The sequence below is a fragment of the Cupriavidus ulmosensis genome (genome assembly GCF_977008105.1).
In genome coordinates, this window is the sequence record NZ_CDRMWP010000001.1 from 3,372,204 (window position 1) to 3,387,170 (window position 14,967).

At 59.0% G+C, this 14,967-nt stretch carries 14 protein-coding genes; all 14 read right to left on the minus strand.

Annotation, left to right across the window (positions count from 1 at the left end):
* Positions 1-6: 6 nt before the first annotated feature.
* Positions 7-861, minus strand: coding sequence for a hypothetical protein (locus tag ACWTPI_RS15550; protein ID WP_454732089.1), 855 nt, complete (start codon positions 859-861; stop codon positions 7-9).
* Positions 862-925: 64 nt separating this feature from the next.
* Positions 926-1,600: an acetyltransferase gene (locus tag ACWTPI_RS15555; RefSeq protein WP_454732090.1), complete on the minus strand. Its 675-nt coding sequence runs from the start codon at positions 1,598-1,600 to the stop codon at positions 926-928.
* A gap of 3 nt (positions 1,601-1,603) precedes the next feature.
* A complete protein-coding gene (locus tag ACWTPI_RS15560) occupies positions 1,604-2,224 on the minus strand; it encodes a class I SAM-dependent methyltransferase (protein WP_454732091.1) in 621 nt (206 codons plus the stop codon).
* A 13-nt stretch (positions 2,225-2,237) separates the two neighbouring features.
* Positions 2,238-2,960 carry a WbqC family protein gene (locus ACWTPI_RS15565; RefSeq protein ID WP_454732092.1) on the minus strand — a complete coding sequence of 241 codons (723 nt, stop codon included), beginning with the start codon at positions 2,958-2,960 and terminating at the stop codon, positions 2,238-2,240.
* 925 nt (positions 2,961-3,885) lie between these two features.
* Positions 3,886-5,070, minus strand: a complete 1,185-nt coding sequence (locus ACWTPI_RS15570; protein WP_454732093.1) for a hypothetical protein — start codon at positions 5,068-5,070, stop codon at positions 3,886-3,888.
* 33 nt (positions 5,071-5,103) lie between these two features.
* On the minus strand, positions 5,104-7,053 hold the full coding sequence (locus ACWTPI_RS15575) for a polysaccharide biosynthesis protein (RefSeq protein WP_454732094.1): 1,950 nt from the start codon (positions 7,051-7,053) through the stop codon (positions 5,104-5,106).
* Positions 7,050-8,225 carry a DegT/DnrJ/EryC1/StrS family aminotransferase gene (locus ACWTPI_RS15580; protein ID WP_454732095.1) on the minus strand — a complete coding sequence of 392 codons (1,176 nt, stop codon included), beginning with the start codon at positions 8,223-8,225 and terminating at the stop codon, positions 7,050-7,052. The genes ACWTPI_RS15575 and ACWTPI_RS15580 overlap by 4 nt, the downstream gene beginning before the upstream one ends.
* 19 nt (positions 8,226-8,244) lie before the next feature.
* A complete protein-coding gene (locus ACWTPI_RS15585) occupies positions 8,245-8,904 on the minus strand; it encodes an acetyltransferase (RefSeq protein WP_454732488.1) in 660 nt (219 codons plus the stop codon).
* 43 nt (positions 8,905-8,947) lie between these two features.
* On the minus strand, positions 8,948-9,538 hold the full coding sequence (locus ACWTPI_RS15590; RefSeq protein WP_454732096.1) for a sugar transferase: 591 nt from the start codon (positions 9,536-9,538) through the stop codon (positions 8,948-8,950).
* Positions 9,539-9,540: 2 nt separating this feature from the next.
* Entirely contained in the window at positions 9,541-10,770 is a 1,230-nt protein-coding gene (locus ACWTPI_RS15595) for a glycosyltransferase family 4 protein (RefSeq protein ID WP_454732097.1), read from the minus strand.
* Between the two features lie 3 nt (positions 10,771-10,773).
* Entirely contained in the window at positions 10,774-11,904 is a 1,131-nt protein-coding gene (wecB, locus tag ACWTPI_RS15600; protein WP_454732098.1) for a non-hydrolyzing UDP-N-acetylglucosamine 2-epimerase, read from the minus strand.
* Between the two features lie 33 nt (positions 11,905-11,937).
* Positions 11,938-13,065 carry a UDP-2-acetamido-2,6-beta-L-arabino-hexul-4-ose reductase gene (wbjC, locus tag ACWTPI_RS15605; protein WP_454732099.1) on the minus strand — a complete coding sequence of 376 codons (1,128 nt, stop codon included), beginning with the start codon at positions 13,063-13,065 and terminating at the stop codon, positions 11,938-11,940.
* 4 nt (positions 13,066-13,069) lie between these two features.
* On the minus strand, positions 13,070-14,107 hold the full coding sequence (locus ACWTPI_RS15610; RefSeq protein WP_454732489.1) for a polysaccharide biosynthesis protein: 1,038 nt from the start codon (positions 14,105-14,107) through the stop codon (positions 13,070-13,072).
* Between the two features lie 20 nt (positions 14,108-14,127).
* Complete coding sequence (locus ACWTPI_RS15615; protein ID WP_454732100.1) at positions 14,128-14,940, minus strand: glycosyltransferase family 2 protein; 813 nt, start codon at positions 14,938-14,940, stop codon at positions 14,128-14,130.
* Positions 14,941-14,967 lie beyond the last annotated feature (27 nt).

The window sequence follows — 14,967 nt, forward strand, 5'->3', positions numbered from 1 at the left end:
TGGAAATTATTTTTCGAGTATTGCAATACCAAATCCCGAGTCACCATACCGGCTGCCGTTATAAAGCATATAGCGCCGACCATCGTGATCGAAGACGCAGGGATAACAGACTGTGTCGGCATCCCAGCCACTGGCCGATGGACTAATGCCGACAAGCTCATCGCGCCGCGTCCAGTTCTTCCCGTCGGGAGATTCCGCGTAACCAATGCGATATGCCTGTCCGCGATAGGAATACCACATGCGGTACAACCCCTGATCATGTATCACGGAGGGCTTCGACATGGCGTATTCGCTCTCGTCCTTGAAATGCAGCGCAATATGTCCATCGCGCCGCCAGACCCTGCCGTCGTCGGATTCGGCATACTTGAACAGATGGGCCATTTCCTCCTGCCTGACGCCTTCGCCCCAGGTCAGATTGGAGCCATACCACATGCGCCACAATTCATCCTCGACCAGCACCCAGGGATAGGAAATGGAATAGGGATCCACGTGGTGGCGGTCCATCGTCGGCGCCTTGGAAACCTTGACGAACGGTGCGTCCGGCCCGTCGCTGACAGCAAGCCCGATCGTATTGCGCCAGGGCACTGTCACCCCGAGATTCCATCCCAGGTAGTACAGATGCCGCTTTCCCTTGTGATTGACGAGACACCCCATGGAAGTCCCGCTGTCGTCGAACGTGCCGATCTCCCCCGGGCCCAGCACCGGCTTGTCCGAGATCGCAAGAATCTTTTGCGGATCGGCAAGATCGAATTCTACATAAGCGATGTGCGCGCGCCTTTGCGCATCGCGCGCACTGAAATAGACGCGGAATACGTTGTCATGCCGGAATTCGGCCACTGGATTTGCGGCGTGAGTCATCATCCAAGGATGCTCGCCATTTGCGCAAAACACCTTCCCAAGTTTTCGCCACTTCATATCCACCCCCTCACAGACCGCGAAGCCGCGTACTAGGCACGCGGGAGCGTTCCGACGACGGCGAGGTATAGACACCTTCCGCCTCAGCATCGCTAGTGATCAGCGATCCCGCCCCGATCACGCAACGTGCGCCAATGGAGACATGGTCGCGAATCGTGGAGTTCACACCGATGAAAGTGCCATTCCCAACCCTCACCCCGCCGGAGATCACCACGTGCGAACTGATGAAGCAGTTATCCTCGATAACGGAATGATGGCCGATATGGTTTCCACTCCAAAACGTCACATTGTCGCCGATCTGAACGAACGGTTGTATCGTGTTGTCTTCCAGGATGAAGCAATTCCCGGCAGGCTCGAATCCAGGAAACACCGTGGCCCGGCTGCTCACATAACTGGCGGTACGATAGCCGGCATTGCGAATCTCCTCGACCTTCTTGGCACGAACCATATTCAGCTTTGCATAGCTCAGCGCAACGAAAGCATCCGTATCGGCCGGGGAAAAATGTTGTCGCAGTTCCTCGAAAGGAACAACCGGGAGCCCCAGGAAGGACTCCTTGTCCATGTAGGTTCGGTCTACTGTGAACGCGACCGGCTGATAGTCGGAGTCATGGGTAAAGTAGAACCAAGCGAGTTCCGCAATCTGCCCGGTCCCGAAGATGACCAATGGTTTGGCTACGGTTGACATGCTTCACTTCCTTACGATAATCGTGAATTCATAAAGACCATAGTCATGAAGCAAGGCGACGTTGCGCGAAAACTTCCGCTTGCACAGGTCGAAGAACTCACAGGGATCCGCATAGTACAAATCCGACCGCATCCTATCAGCATCCGAATATGAGGTCAGACAATTGAACGCAAAACCGCGCGTGCTGAATTGATGCATGCGCTCCAGCGTTTGCAGAATATAGGAACGCCAGTCCTCGTCGCTACCGCTCAACCTAACGTTGAAGATACCGCTGGCCACGGCGAAATCGATCACTTCAGGCGGCTCGGTGCCGGAAATGAACCGTGCTTGCGGCTTATTTTCATGCAGCTTGCCGGCAGCCTCGATCATGGCTTCCGCAATATCAAGGCCAATGTACTGAAAATCACGATAACGTTCGGTGAGGAAGTCCAGCAGCGCACCGTAGCCACAGCCGATGTCGGCCAGCGAAAATGGTCGCTCGACGTCCAGCAGGCGGCTCAACTGAGTAAACCGCAGTACTTGCCCATCAACCCCGTTCCAGTCGACACCGCGCGGCTGAGGGCCAAATTCCTTGATTTTCTCCGTATAGTAGCTGGCAACCGGAGAAAGCAGGTCATTTATCATGGTTTTTTCCACGTCAGAGATGGCCATCGCCGCGAGCCGGGAATTTCATATAATTCCTGGCCTCGGGCCCGCAATTAAACAGGAGATCGAGGACCGACACCCCATGCTCGAAACCGCCCCAGAGTTGAGGGTATTCCGGGTAGCCTGAGTAATCGAAATAACTCAGCTCGATGCCGACATCAGAGAAATAATGCGGCTCCATGTAATCCCGCGCCGCAGGACCCGATATGTATTTCGTTGCGCCAGCCTGTTCACACAAACTCACCAGACGCTCCGTCTTTCCATCCACTAGGTCGTAGTCCCACGACCATTTCAATTTGGTCGTTATGCCAAGCAGCGAGCAGATCGCCTCGAGCAATGCGCGGTTAAGCTCCGACAGTCGTGTATATTCGTGTGATGTGTAATAAGGTTCCAGCACCTCCGCAATAGAAGCAAAATGAGGTGCCCGGCGATAATTCTGTTGCAGTGCCTTCCAGTGATCCACGCGCCACCGCTGGCCATCCAGTTCAGTCTCCCGAATCGACTGGAAATATTTTCCCTTGACCTTGACGGGCAGCGTCAGCCAAGACAGCCCCTGCGGAGTCTTGATCAGATTTCTGTTGCGCCAATCCCGACGAGTGTACTGCATGTCGTCGTAAATAATAAATTCGTCGACCGATCCGATCAGATCAAAATACCCCTTCCATGGGATATAGCATGACTGAACGATCGCGACAACATGCTTTGCAGATGTCAATTTTACCCTCTTCTTCACAGCAGATAGACAGCCGATACGGCATCTCGCGCGTCACCGGCCGACTACTGATTTTATTTGTTTTATTTACTTTAAAATTCCATTGGCCGTCTCGCCCCAACGGAAAACGAGCGCAGCGTGGCAAACGCTGCCGGCATGAACAGTACCCCCCATCTCGGGGGAAACCTTGGGATCGTAGCACATTTTCCCCTGCAATTAAACAGGGAAATAGGCCTGCTATTGGATCCAGCATTTCGCATTGGCGCGTGAGAAATCCGCTGGCACGGCCAGATCAACTTCACGAATACAGAAAAAAGACAACTGACAAAGCAAAATCTGCCAAGCGCTGATCAAACCCGACATGCCTGTTTTGAACAGGAAAATATGAGAAATTTGCGGGCCATTTGGATTTCGAATATTGGGCCTGCAACTACAGGTTGTCAGCAAGAGACAGGATTGATTCGCATAGCAGCCTGGCCGTCCTCAAGCCAGAAGAGCAACCGGACCAGAAGCGATACCTACGTCACAATTGTTCGGACCCTGTGGTACACAGGACTAGCGAAAGAAAACTACCGGCCAGCGGAAGCAGGGGACTCCGCGACAATGAGCATACATAGGTGCATGCGATCGGACCACAAGCGGGCCAGTTCCGACAGCATCGTGGATGCCAGTCAGACAGGAAACTACGGGAGACGGGCGCGACGTGAGCGACATTCACATGCCGCCCACGCCCCATGCCAACGGAACTGACCCGGTGGCACGGACGGGGCACCCGCCGAGCTTTACGAGGTTTGGGGTAACGCCGCCTCGCAAGGCGAGTCGGATCGTATCACGAGCGACTATTTCGAATCCATAGGCGGCCACGCACATTCTCCGGCATGGGAACGGGACCGCGCTGAACGGCAAGGATCCAGCGTCCGAGCCCCTCCTACTTCTTCGCATTCGGCAGCCAGATCGCTTTGATCAGCGTCTCGCGCCACAGAATTGCCGCGCTCGCCAGCGCCGACAGCGCTGCCATCAGCACGATCACCATGGGCGGACGCGGACGCTCCGGCATGCTCGGCACCGAAGGCTGCGCAATAAAACGCGGCTGCGACAGGAACCGTACGGTGGTCGCGGACAGATCCGCGGCCAGCGACGAGAGCTTTTCCTGCTGTGCTTCGCTCTGGGTCTTCTTGCTGAGTGCAGAGAGTATCTTTGATATCTTGATGACACTATCGCTGCCGCTATGGGACTGCGCCACGGCTGCCTCCGCATCAACCGCCAATGGCTTCATCAGTGCTTGTTGATCGATCTCGCGGTCGAGCCGCTGGATCTTCTCGCGAATTCCGATGATCTCGGACTCGGCACCCACAAGCTGGGCCATCGGGGACATGAATTTCTCATTGTCCCTGCGTACGTCGACCACTTGTGACGTATCGCGCCGAGCAGCGTCCGGATAGTCCGCGATGATCTTCTTGAGGGCCGTTACCTTGAGTTGCGCCTGCTCGATGTCGAACTGGTACTTCCGCTTGCGCTCATCGGCACGATCGGAGAACTGCCGGCTTTCTGCCACCCAGCCGGACACCATCTGACGGACGGCCTCCTGTGTCGCCATGTCCTTGAAATAGTCGCCCATCCAGGTCGCAATGTCGGCGGCAGCCTTCGGCGTCGACGCCACGGCGGTCAGCTTGACCCCCAGATAGACGATGGGTGCCAGCCTGTTGTCCTGGTTTGCCTCCTCGGTCCTGTCGCGTTCGCTGGCCCGGTCGCGCTCCTTGGCCTTCTCGCGCTCCTGCTCCAACTGAATCAGAAGATCGGGCAGTTCCCTGGCGTCGGTCTTGCTTATTCTCGGGACAGGCTTCTGCCATTCGGCATTCTGCACATACCTCACCAGCCGGTCGACGCCAGCGTCGTCCAGACCGGGCGGGGCTGACTTCGACACGAAATTCTGCACGGTGCTGACATCGTCGGCCAACTCACTGATGCGCTTGTACTCCGACGTGCTCATCTCGACCTTCAACACCCCTTCGGACTTGTAGTGAAGCAACGGTCCATAGCCTAGTGCCGCACCCGCACCCGCACCTGCCAGGGCAACGACCAACAGCACCAATACCTTCTTTTGCTTAATCATTCCAATCTCTATCCCACAATTTTCGTCGTGTAGCTAGACCACGATCTCACTGCTCAGCGCGGCGGCCACCTGCGGTTTGTATCCGTGCACCAACTGCGTCAAGATGCGTTTTATCGTCACCTCGTCGTTCAGGGCGGCAGCCTGCGCAATGTCTCCAAGCATCGGCGCCAGCTCTGCCCATGGGACGAAATCCTCGCGAGCCTTCATGATCCGCTCATGCGCCGTACCCTCGGGATTGTCGCCAATCAGCAGTTCCTCATAGAGCTTTTCCCCCGGGCGCAGGCCAGTAACCTTGATGTCGATGTCGCCGCCGGGATTCTGCTCGTTCCGCACCGTCAGCCCGGACAGCTTGATCATGCGCAGGGCAAGGTCCATGATTTTCACCGGCGAGCCCATATCGAGCACAAATACGTCGCCACCGTGGGCCATTGCGCCCGCCTGCAACACCAGCTGGGCTGCCTCGGGAATGGTCATGAAATAGCGGGTGACATCCTCGTGGGTCACCGTCAGCGGGCCACCTTCGCGCAACTGCTTCCGGAACAGCGGCACCACGCTGCCGCTGCTCCCCAGCACGTTGCCAAAGCGCACCATGGCGAATACCGTGCTGTTCCGGACCTCCTGGATGCGCGTGCCATCCACCAGATGGAAGGGCACGACTTCGGTGGCCGACAAGGCCTGCAGTACCAGCTCAGCCATGCGCTTGGTGGCGCCCATGACATTGGTCGGCCGCACAGCCTTGTCCGTCGACACCAAGACAAAATGCGATGCCCCGCTCTCCATGGCAGCGCGCGCCATGTTGAGCGTACCGAATACGTTGTTGAGCACGCCTTCCGACGGATTGCACTCCACCAGCGGCACGTGCTTGTACGCAGCCGCATGGTAGACCGTCGCCGGCCGGTATAGCTGACAGATTTCACGCAGGCGCCCCAGATTGGCCACGCTGGCCAGCAAAGGAATCACTTCGACGTGCAGGCAATGCTCTACACGCAAGCCTTCCAGCTCGTTGTGAATGGTGTAGAGACCGAATTCGTTGTGCTCAACCAGCACAAGTCGGCGCGGCCTTTCCATCAGGATCTGGCGGCACAGCTCGCTGCCGATGCTGCCGCCCGCGCCAGTCACCAATACCGTCTTGCCGGACAGATTGCGCGCAAGCAGCGCCGCGTCGGGAGGGACCGGCGCCCGGCCGAGCAAGTCTTCCAGGTCCAGCTCCTGAAAGTCTCGAATGGTCACGCGGCCGGAGGCAAGGTCGACCATGCCCGGCAGCGTGCGCACGTGAACAGGCAATTCCCGCAGCCCGGCGATGATGGTATTGCGCCGCACCCGCCCCAGCGAAGGCATGGCCAGCAGGATGTCGGTAATGCCCATCGTCTCGACGGCATCGGGCACGCCGTCAGGACCCATGATGTCCATGCCGTTGATGGTGCGGCCGATTTTTGCCGGATCGTCGTCGATGAAGCCCAGCAGCACAAACTGGCGCGTTACCGCCAGCGCGGAGGCCGTCTGCACGCCCGCCTCTCCCGCCCCGTAGATCAGGAGCCGACCCACGTGATGATTGAACTTGCCATACGTACCGACCAGCCAGAAACGCGCCAGGGCGCGGCTGGCCCCCACCAGCAACAAGAACAGCATTGGCTGGATGAGGCCCACGCTGCGTGGCACGCCCTCCAGCGTCAGGAGTACGAGCGTGCCGAAGAACAGCACGCCATACAGCCCCACGGCCTTGGCCGTGCTTGCCAGCGCCGCAAGGCCCGTGTACCGGAAGATCGCACGGTACAGGCCCAGTCGCACGAACAGCGGGAAGGCCAGGAGGGGAGCCAGCAGGTAGACATACTTCTGCTGCTGGATCGGCAAGCCAGTCTGGTCGATGCGCAGATAGAAGGCCACCCAGACGGAGACCAGCGACAGCACCAGATCCAGGGCCACCACCACCAGCCGCTTGGCCGAGCGTGGCAGCGCCAGCAGGGGAACGGTAAACTGGCTCACCGGCTGGCCCGTCCCAATACGTCGGTCAGCACGGCGCAAGTCCTGGTAATCTCCGCCTCGGTCAGCGTGGGATGCACCAGGAACATCAGGCTGGACTCACCTAGGCCGCGCGCAACGGGCAGACGCTCGGAAGGACGCCACCCCGTCTTGTCGAAAGCCTTCTCCAGATAGACCTCCGAGCAAGAGCCTTGATAGCAAGGCACGCCGGCCGCATTGATGGCCTCGACGATACGGTCGCGCGTCCAGCCATCGGCCAGGCGACTGGCGTCGACATAGACATAGCACTTGTAGTGCGCATGCTGGCTGTGCTCCGGCACGTCCGGCACGGTGACGGCGGCAAACGGCCGGCATGCCGACCAGACCGATTCGGCATTGGCGGTTCGCAGTTTGGTCCAGTCGGACATGCGGCGCAGCTGTATCCGGCCAATGGCCGCCTGCATCTCCAGCATGCGCCAGTTGGTACCGAAACTCTCGTGCAACCAGCGAAAACCCGGCGGATGTTCACGCTCGTACACCGCCTCGTAGCTCTTGCCATGATCCTTGTACGCCCACATGGCCCGCCACAATACCTCGTCGCCGGTCGTGACCATTCCGCCCTCGCCACCGGTGCTCATGATCTTGTCCTGGCAGAAAGACCATGCGCCAATGTGCCCGATCGACCCGACGCTACGGCCTTTGTAGCGGGCACCATGCGCTTGCGCGCAGTCCTCGATCACCTTCAGGCCATGCCTGCTCGCCAGATCCATGATCGGGTCCATGTCGCACGGCCAACCACCCAGATGCACGCAGATCACAGCCTTCGTGCGCGGCGTGAGCACGCGCGCGATCGTGGCCGCCGAAATATTGCCGCTGTCCGGCTCGACATCGGCAAACACGGGAGTGGCGCCAACGTTCACGACGCATGACACGCTCGCGATGAACGTCCTGGGCGTCACCACCACCTCGTCGCCGGGACCGATGCCCAACGCGTGAAGGGCGACATCCAGCGCCAGCGTGCCGTTGGCGAGCGCCACGGCATGGTGCGTGCCACACCAGTTCGCGAATTCCTTCTCGAATTCACGGCACTCCGCACCTGTCCAGTAATTAACCTTGTTCGACAGCAAGACTTGCTGCACAGCTCGGGCCTCTTCTTGAGTGAAACTGGGCCAAGGCGAGAAAGGGGTATTCAACATTGCACGATTCCCAAGAACTTTAGTTGGCGCGAGGCGGCATTGGACGTGCAGGATTGCCCACCACGGTGCTCCCGGGAGCGACGCTCTTCGTCACGACCGCACCCATCCCGACCACGGCACCCCGCCCGATCATCAGGGGCGCTGCCGGCGTTCCCTGGCGAAGGATGGCTCCCGTGCCGATGTAAGCGTGGTCCTCCACCACGACATTGCCATTGCAATGGACACCCGGCGCAAAGGTGACGAAATCGCCGATCACGCAGTCATGCGCCACGTAGCTGTAGATGTTGCAGTGGAAATGCTCGCCAATGCGGATATTGCTGGTCAGCGTAACGAACGAGCACAAGACAGCCCCCGGGCCGACCTCCACTGAGTCGAGAACCACCGTATTGCCCGCGCTCACCGAATAGAACTGCACGTTGTCGGCGACGCACGCACGCGCCAGCTTCTCCCGGACGACACTGTTGGCAATCGCGACGTTCATATGCCGCGACGAAGCCGGCTCGGCCAGCCACTGGCTGTAGGTCAGCACGCGATGGCCGTTGAGTTCGGCGGCCGGCGGATGGTCATCGACGAACACCAGGTCCCAAGGTTCGCTCTCAGTCTGCCGCAATTGCTGGCGTGCCAGCGGGAGTACCTCCCGACCAAAACCGCTGGCGCCGAAAATCGCATATCGTTTCATATCGTTCACTTGTTTCCGTGATCGTTTGTTCTTTTCACCGCAATCATTTGCTGCCGGTAAACTTGTGCATTGTCGCTTCTCCGGCTGCGCTGATCCCCTCGCGCACCAGGACCTTGCGGACCGTCAGCCAGAGTATCCGGATGTCCAGCCACACCGACTGGTGATCGACATACCAGACATCAAGCAGGAACTTGTCTTCCCAGCTCAGGGCATTGCGACCGTTCACCTGCGCCCAGCCCGTGACACCTGGGCGAACGGCGTGGCGCCGCGCCTGCTCGGGTGAATACAGCGGCAGATACTCCATCAGCAAGGGACGTGGGCCTACCAGACTCATATCGCCCTTGAGCACGTTCCACAACTCGGGCAGCTCATCCAGGCTGGTTGCGCGCAGAAAGCGCCCGAACGAAGTCAGGCGCTCCGCATCGGGCAGTAGCTGTCCATCGGCTCCTCGGGCGTCCGTCATAGTGCGGAACTTCACCATTTCGAATGGCCGCCCGTTCAGGCCGGGGCGAGTCTGGCGAAAGAACACCGGTTTGCCCAACTTGCGCCGGACAACCCAGATCAGCAGCAGCAGGGGGATGCCCAGCAGCAGCAAGGCGGCCAAGGCCATGACAATGTCGAAAAGACGCTTCATCTTCAATGAATACCGGAAGCCAAGCTCGAAAAAATCGCACCGAACCTTGCGACGCCAACGCCCAGTGCAAGGTGCTCGCGGTAAAAGCGCTGCGCCTTCTCCCCCATCTCGAGCAGGCTGGCCGGGTCGAGCGCGGCGAGCGACTCGGATGCGGCAACCAGGGCTTCTGCATTCTCCGACCCGGCCACCATGCCGCCGCCCGACCTCGTCACGAGATCGGCCGCATCGCCATCGACGGCCACGAGCAGCGGCTTGCCAATCGTCATGTAGGCCTGAGTCTTGGACGGAATCGTGATCTCGAACAACGGATCCTTGCGCAGATGCACCAGCAAGGCGTCCGCGGCCGTCAACACCGTGCCCACCTCGGTCATGGGCACCGGCGGAAGAAAAACGATGTTCCGCAATTGCTCCCGGCTCGCCCGCTCCTTCAGCCGCTCCACCTCGATCCCGCCGCCGAGCATCACGAAACACACCCGTGACTGGCGCGCCTGCAGCAGTGCCGCCGCGTCGAGTATCGTGTCGAGTGCCTGAGCCTTTCCCATGTTTCCGGCAAAAACGATGCGAAACCGACCTGCATCGGGAAAGGCCGGTGGCAAAGCCCCCTTCGGCGCCGCCAGGGCCACCTCGTCCGCCCAATTGTAGATGACGTCGACCTTTGCCTCGGGGACGCCGCGTTGCACCAGCAGACGCCTGAAGCCAGGAGACAGCACCACAATCCGGTCCACGCGACGATACACCCACTTGCATACAGCGGCCACCACCCGCAAGGCACATGGGTTGCTCAGCATCCCGGTAGCGCGCAGCGTGTCGGGCCACATGTCCTGAACGTCATACACAACTGGGACGCGGCGAAACATGCGGATCAGGCTGGCGGCGATCCCGATCGTCAGCGGTGGATGATATGCATAAACCACATCCGGTCGCTTCACCGCGAAAAGCCCATAGAGAAGCGATGACGCGCCGAAACTAAGGTAGTTCAGGACACGCTTGATGGCCGACTGATCATGGCTTGGGTACAGTGGCACACGCGTGATCTGCACGCCATCGATCACTTCGCGCTGCAGCAGCTTGATGCGATAGCCTGGATAGACCTTGCCGCCGGGATAGTTCGGAAAACCCGTCAGCACTTCGACCTCAAATCCCTGGCGAACCAGTTCCCTGGCAAACACCATGCCCTTGAAGGTCGGTTCAGGATCGAACCATTGAGTCAGCAACAATACGCGGATCGCCATGCGTCAGTACTTCTTCCACACCACGCGGTTCACGTAGTCGGTGTAGCTGTGAATGATGCGCAGGACCTTGTCCGACACATTCGGCATGCTGTAGTCCGCGACCTGGCGCAGCAGACGCGTGCCACCACGCGCCTGATCCTGCAGGATTGCAAGCCCTTGCATCACGCGCGTCGTCTCCAGCCCAACCATCATCACGGCGGCCTCCTCCATGCCCTCCGGGCGCTCATGCGCCTCCCGCAGATTCAATGCAGGAAAATTCATGATGGAAGACTCCTCATTGATGGTACCGCTATCCGACAGCACCGCCCTGGCCGTGACCTGGAGCTTGTTGTAGTCGGTGAAACCCAATGGCTTGAGCAACTGGACATTGGCGTGGAACTTCGCGCCCACCGAATCCACGCGCTTCTGCGTACGCGGATGTGTTGAAACGACAACTGGCAACTGATAGTGCTCCGCCACTGAATTGAGCACGTGCACCAGCTTGCCGAAATTCGCGTCCGAATCGATGTTCTCTTCACGATGAGCGCTGACGACGAAAAACTGACCTTCGATCAGCCCAAGCCGTGTCAGCACATCGGATTTCTCGATACCGGTACGGTAATGCGCCAACACTTCTGCCATCGGGCTCCCGGTCTTGATGACCATATCGGGCGGGAGGCCCTCGCGCAGCAGGTATTCCCGTGCGATCGAGCTGTAGGTCAGATTGATGTCCGCCGTGTGGTCCACGATACGGCGATTCGTCTCCTCCGGAACGCGCAGATCGAAGCAGCGGTTTCCCGCTTCCATATGGAAAATGGGAATCTTGCGCCGTTTGGCGGGAATGACCGACAGGCAGCTGTTGGTGTCACCCAGCACCAGCAAGGCTTCCGGCTCGGCTTTGGCAAGGACCTCATCCATCGAGATGATGATCTTGCCGATGGTTTCCGCCGCGCTACCCCCCGCGGCATTCAGGAAATGATCCGGCTTGCGGATACCGAGATCGTCGAAGAAGATCTGGTTGAGTTCATAGTCGTAGTTCTGGCCGGTGTGAACCAGGACGTGCTCGCAATGTTCGTCCAGACGAGCAAGCACTCGCGACAGGCGGATGATCTCTGGCCGGGTGCCGACCACGGTCATGACTCGGAGTTTCTTCATGGCTAGGGGGAGTATTTTTTCTACTGCAACGGGCTAAAGCGGGCAGGCAAAGGTGTCGGGCTTGGACCGATCGAATATCTCGTTGGCCCACAGCATAACCATCATCTCTTCCTGTCCGATATTGGTGATGTCGTGCGTCCAGCCTGGCACCGTCTCGACGATCTCCGACTGATCGCCCGACGTCACGAGTTCATGTGTCTGGCCAGTCTGCATATGGCGAAACTTGAATCGCGCCTGCCCCCGGATGACAAGGAACTTCTCCGTCTTCGAATGATGATAGTGACCCCCCCGGGTAACGCCCGGGTGAGCCGAGAAAAATGAGAACTGGCCGCAGTCGGGTGTCTTGAGCATTTCGACGAAGACGCCTCGCGCGTCTCCATGCTGCGGCACGCGATAGGTAAAGTCCTCGACCGGCAGGTAGCTCACATAGGTCGAGTAAAGCGCGCGCGTAAGCCCGGTACCCACGCGCTCCGTAGTCAGGGTTTCCCGGCTGGCACGGAAGGACTCGATCAGGTGCGCCAGTTCACCCACGGTCGTCGTGTACTGAGGTACCACGGTGACAAATCCGTCCGCGTCGGCCTGGGCATCAGCGCCGTCCATCAATTGCACGAAGCGCTCGATCACGTCATCCACGTAGACGAGCGTGACGGCGGCCGCGTGGTCGTTCACCTGAATGGGCAGGCCGCGCGCGATATTGTGGCAGAACGTGGCGACGGCGGAATTGTAATTCGGCTTGCACCACTTGCCGAAGACGTTCGGCAGGCGGGCGACATGCACCGGCACCTGGTGCGTACTCGCTACCCGCAACAGGGCATCCTCGGCTGCCTTCTTGCTCCTGCCATATGCGTTGTCCTGGCGCGCCTGAATCGAGGAAGCGTAGACAATCGGAACGCGCTTGCCCGTGGCTTCCGCCACGGCACACGCGGCCCGAGCCAGCGCTTCGCTCAGATCCGCGTTCCCCACGGTGAACTCCTGCGGATTTTTCGGACGATTCACACCCGCCAGATGAAATACGAAATCCACTTCGCGCACCAGCGCCGGCAAGGTTGCCGCATCGTCCTGCCGGGTGAAGCAGACGGTCTGCACATCCTTACGCTCGGCAAGATGCAGTCGCAGGTTCTTTCCGACGAAGCCATCGGCCCCGGTGATCAATACCTTCATGGCTTCATTCCTCCGCCATTGCATGTTCACCGCGTGCAATGCGCTGCATGAAGTCCAGCTTGAACAGCAACACTTTCATCCCTTCGACGTCGAGGCGGGTGGTGTTGTGGGAGTTGTAGTCCTCGCCGTGCGTGCTCTGGGTGATGCGCTGCTCCCCCTCTTCGACGAACTTCGCATAATTGAGGTCGCGGCCGTCGGGCGGCACCCGGAAATAGTCTCCCATGTCCTCGGCGCAAGCCATCTCCTCGCGGCTGAGCAGCGCTTCGTAGAGCTTTTCGCCGTGGCGGGTGCCAATGACGTTGATCGGGTGGTCCACCTTTCCCATCACTTCCAGAATGGCCCTGGCAAGAACTTCGACCGTGGCCGCGGGGGCTTTCTGCACGAAGATGTCGCCATTGTTGCCATGTTCGAACGCATACATCACCAGATCCACGGCATCGCCAAGCGTCATCATGAAGCGGGTCATGGTGGGATCGGTAATGGTAATCGGCTTGCCGGCGAAAACCTGCTCGACGAAGAGGGGAATGACCGAGCCGCGCGACGCCATCACGTTCCCGTAGCGGGTACCGCAGATGACAGTGTTCGTGCCTTCAAGGTTCCGGCTGGCCGCAACCATCACCTTTTCCATCATGGCCTTGCTGATGCCCATGGCGTTGATGGGGTAGACCGCCTTGTCGGTGCTCAGGCAGACGACGCGTTTCACGCCGGCCTCGATCGCGGTCTCCAACACGTTCTCCGTGCCAAGCACATTGGTACGCACCGCCTGCATCGGGTGGAACTCGCACGAGGGCACCTGCTTCAGCGCCGCGGCGTGATACACGTAGTCGACGCCTCGCATGGCCGAAGCCACGCTCTGCCGGTCGCGCACGTCGCCGATGTAGAACTTGAGCTTGGGGTGCGCATACCGCTTGCGCATGTCGTCCTGCTTTTTCTCATCCCGGCTGAACACACGAATCTCGTCGATATCGGAATCTAGGAACCGGCGCAGGACGGCATTTCCGAACGAACCAGTTCCGCCAGTGATCAGCAGCGTCCCGGTCATATCATTGAATTTATCTTGTTTCACAGCATTTTCCTGTATTCCGAATAACCTTGACGAGCAAATTCATACGTGGCCCGCTTTGGTACCTTCGAGGTTGCAGCACTCTCCGCGTGATGAACGAGCAAGTCCGGATCATATAAAAGAATACCACCCGCGGTGTGGATCTGATGGGAGATGAACGCCTCTTCTCCGTAGAGAAAATGAGGATAGTCCAGCGCCCCGAAGCGCTGCAGGAACTCACGGGTCAGGATGTAGCACGCACCAATCCCCATGTGAATTTCGCAACTCTCTGGCGGCTGGAGCGGGGACGACTTACCCGGCCGGACGATCCGCAGCACCGCCGTCAGCGCGCGCGCGACGTAGTAATGGGAGAAATAGAAATCGAACTGCAGCCGGCGCAGCCAACTGATCGGCTTCAGCACATGAGGATTTTGATGATAGCCATCCGCCGTCACGACATCCGGGCAGATCGAGAACACTTCGCTCCCGTACTGCCTCGAAATAAGTTTCCGGCAGAAGTCCTCTTCGAATTCGAGATCATTATTGCAGACGACAACATAATCCCATTCATCGAGCCTCAGATCCACCAAACCCAGATTCAGCCCACCAAAATACCCGGCATTTTTTTGCGCATGCCGATAGGTTACCCAGTCCAGCCCCGCGACGCTGGCGCGCAGATTGTCGGAACACGCGGCATCCGTGGAGTTGTCCACGACAACGCAGCCCAGCATGAATTCGACGCCCCGCCCCCTCTGGTGCTCGAGTGACGCAAGAAATTTTCGGGTGTACTCCCACCCGTTGTAGTCAACACAAACAAATGCAATTCTATGCATCACACAAACCCCAAACAGGATTCAGCC

Excerpts from the sequence above, each read along its gene's own strand:
- ACWTPI_RS15550 (WP_454732089.1), bottom strand. The coding sequence starts at position 861 with ATGATGACTCACGCCGCAAATCCAGTGGCCGAATTCCGGCATGACAAC.
- ACWTPI_RS15555 (WP_454732090.1), bottom strand. The coding sequence starts at position 1,600 with ATGTCAACCGTAGCCAAACCATTGGTCATCTTCGGGACCGGGCAGATT.
- ACWTPI_RS15560 (WP_454732091.1), bottom strand. The coding sequence starts at position 2,224 with ATGATAAATGACCTGCTTTCTCCGGTTGCCAGCTACTATACGGAGAAA.
- ACWTPI_RS15570 (WP_454732093.1), bottom strand. The coding sequence starts at position 5,070 with ATGATTAAGCAAAAGAAGGTATTGGTGCTGTTGGTCGTTGCCCTGGCA.
- ACWTPI_RS15580 (WP_454732095.1), bottom strand. The coding sequence starts at position 8,225 with ATGTTGAATACCCCTTTCTCGCCTTGGCCCAGTTTCACTCAAGAAGAG.
- ACWTPI_RS15585 (WP_454732488.1), bottom strand. The coding sequence starts at position 8,904 with ATGAAACGATATGCGATTTTCGGCGCCAGCGGTTTTGGTCGGGAGGTA.
- ACWTPI_RS15590 (WP_454732096.1), bottom strand. The coding sequence starts at position 9,538 with ATGAAGCGTCTTTTCGACATTGTCATGGCCTTGGCCGCCTTGCTGCTG.
- ACWTPI_RS15595 (WP_454732097.1), bottom strand. The coding sequence starts at position 10,770 with ATGGCGATCCGCGTATTGTTGCTGACTCAATGGTTCGATCCTGAACCG.
- wecB (WP_454732098.1), bottom strand. The coding sequence starts at position 11,904 with ATGAAGAAACTCCGAGTCATGACCGTGGTCGGCACCCGGCCAGAGATC.
- wbjC (WP_454732099.1), bottom strand. The coding sequence starts at position 13,065 with ATGAAGGTATTGATCACCGGGGCCGATGGCTTCGTCGGAAAGAACCTG.
- ACWTPI_RS15610 (WP_454732489.1), bottom strand. The coding sequence starts at position 14,107 with ATGACCGGGACGCTGCTGATCACTGGCGGAACTGGTTCGTTCGGAAAT.
- ACWTPI_RS15615 (WP_454732100.1), bottom strand. The coding sequence starts at position 14,940 with ATGCATAGAATTGCATTTGTTTGTGTTGACTACAACGGGTGGGAGTAC.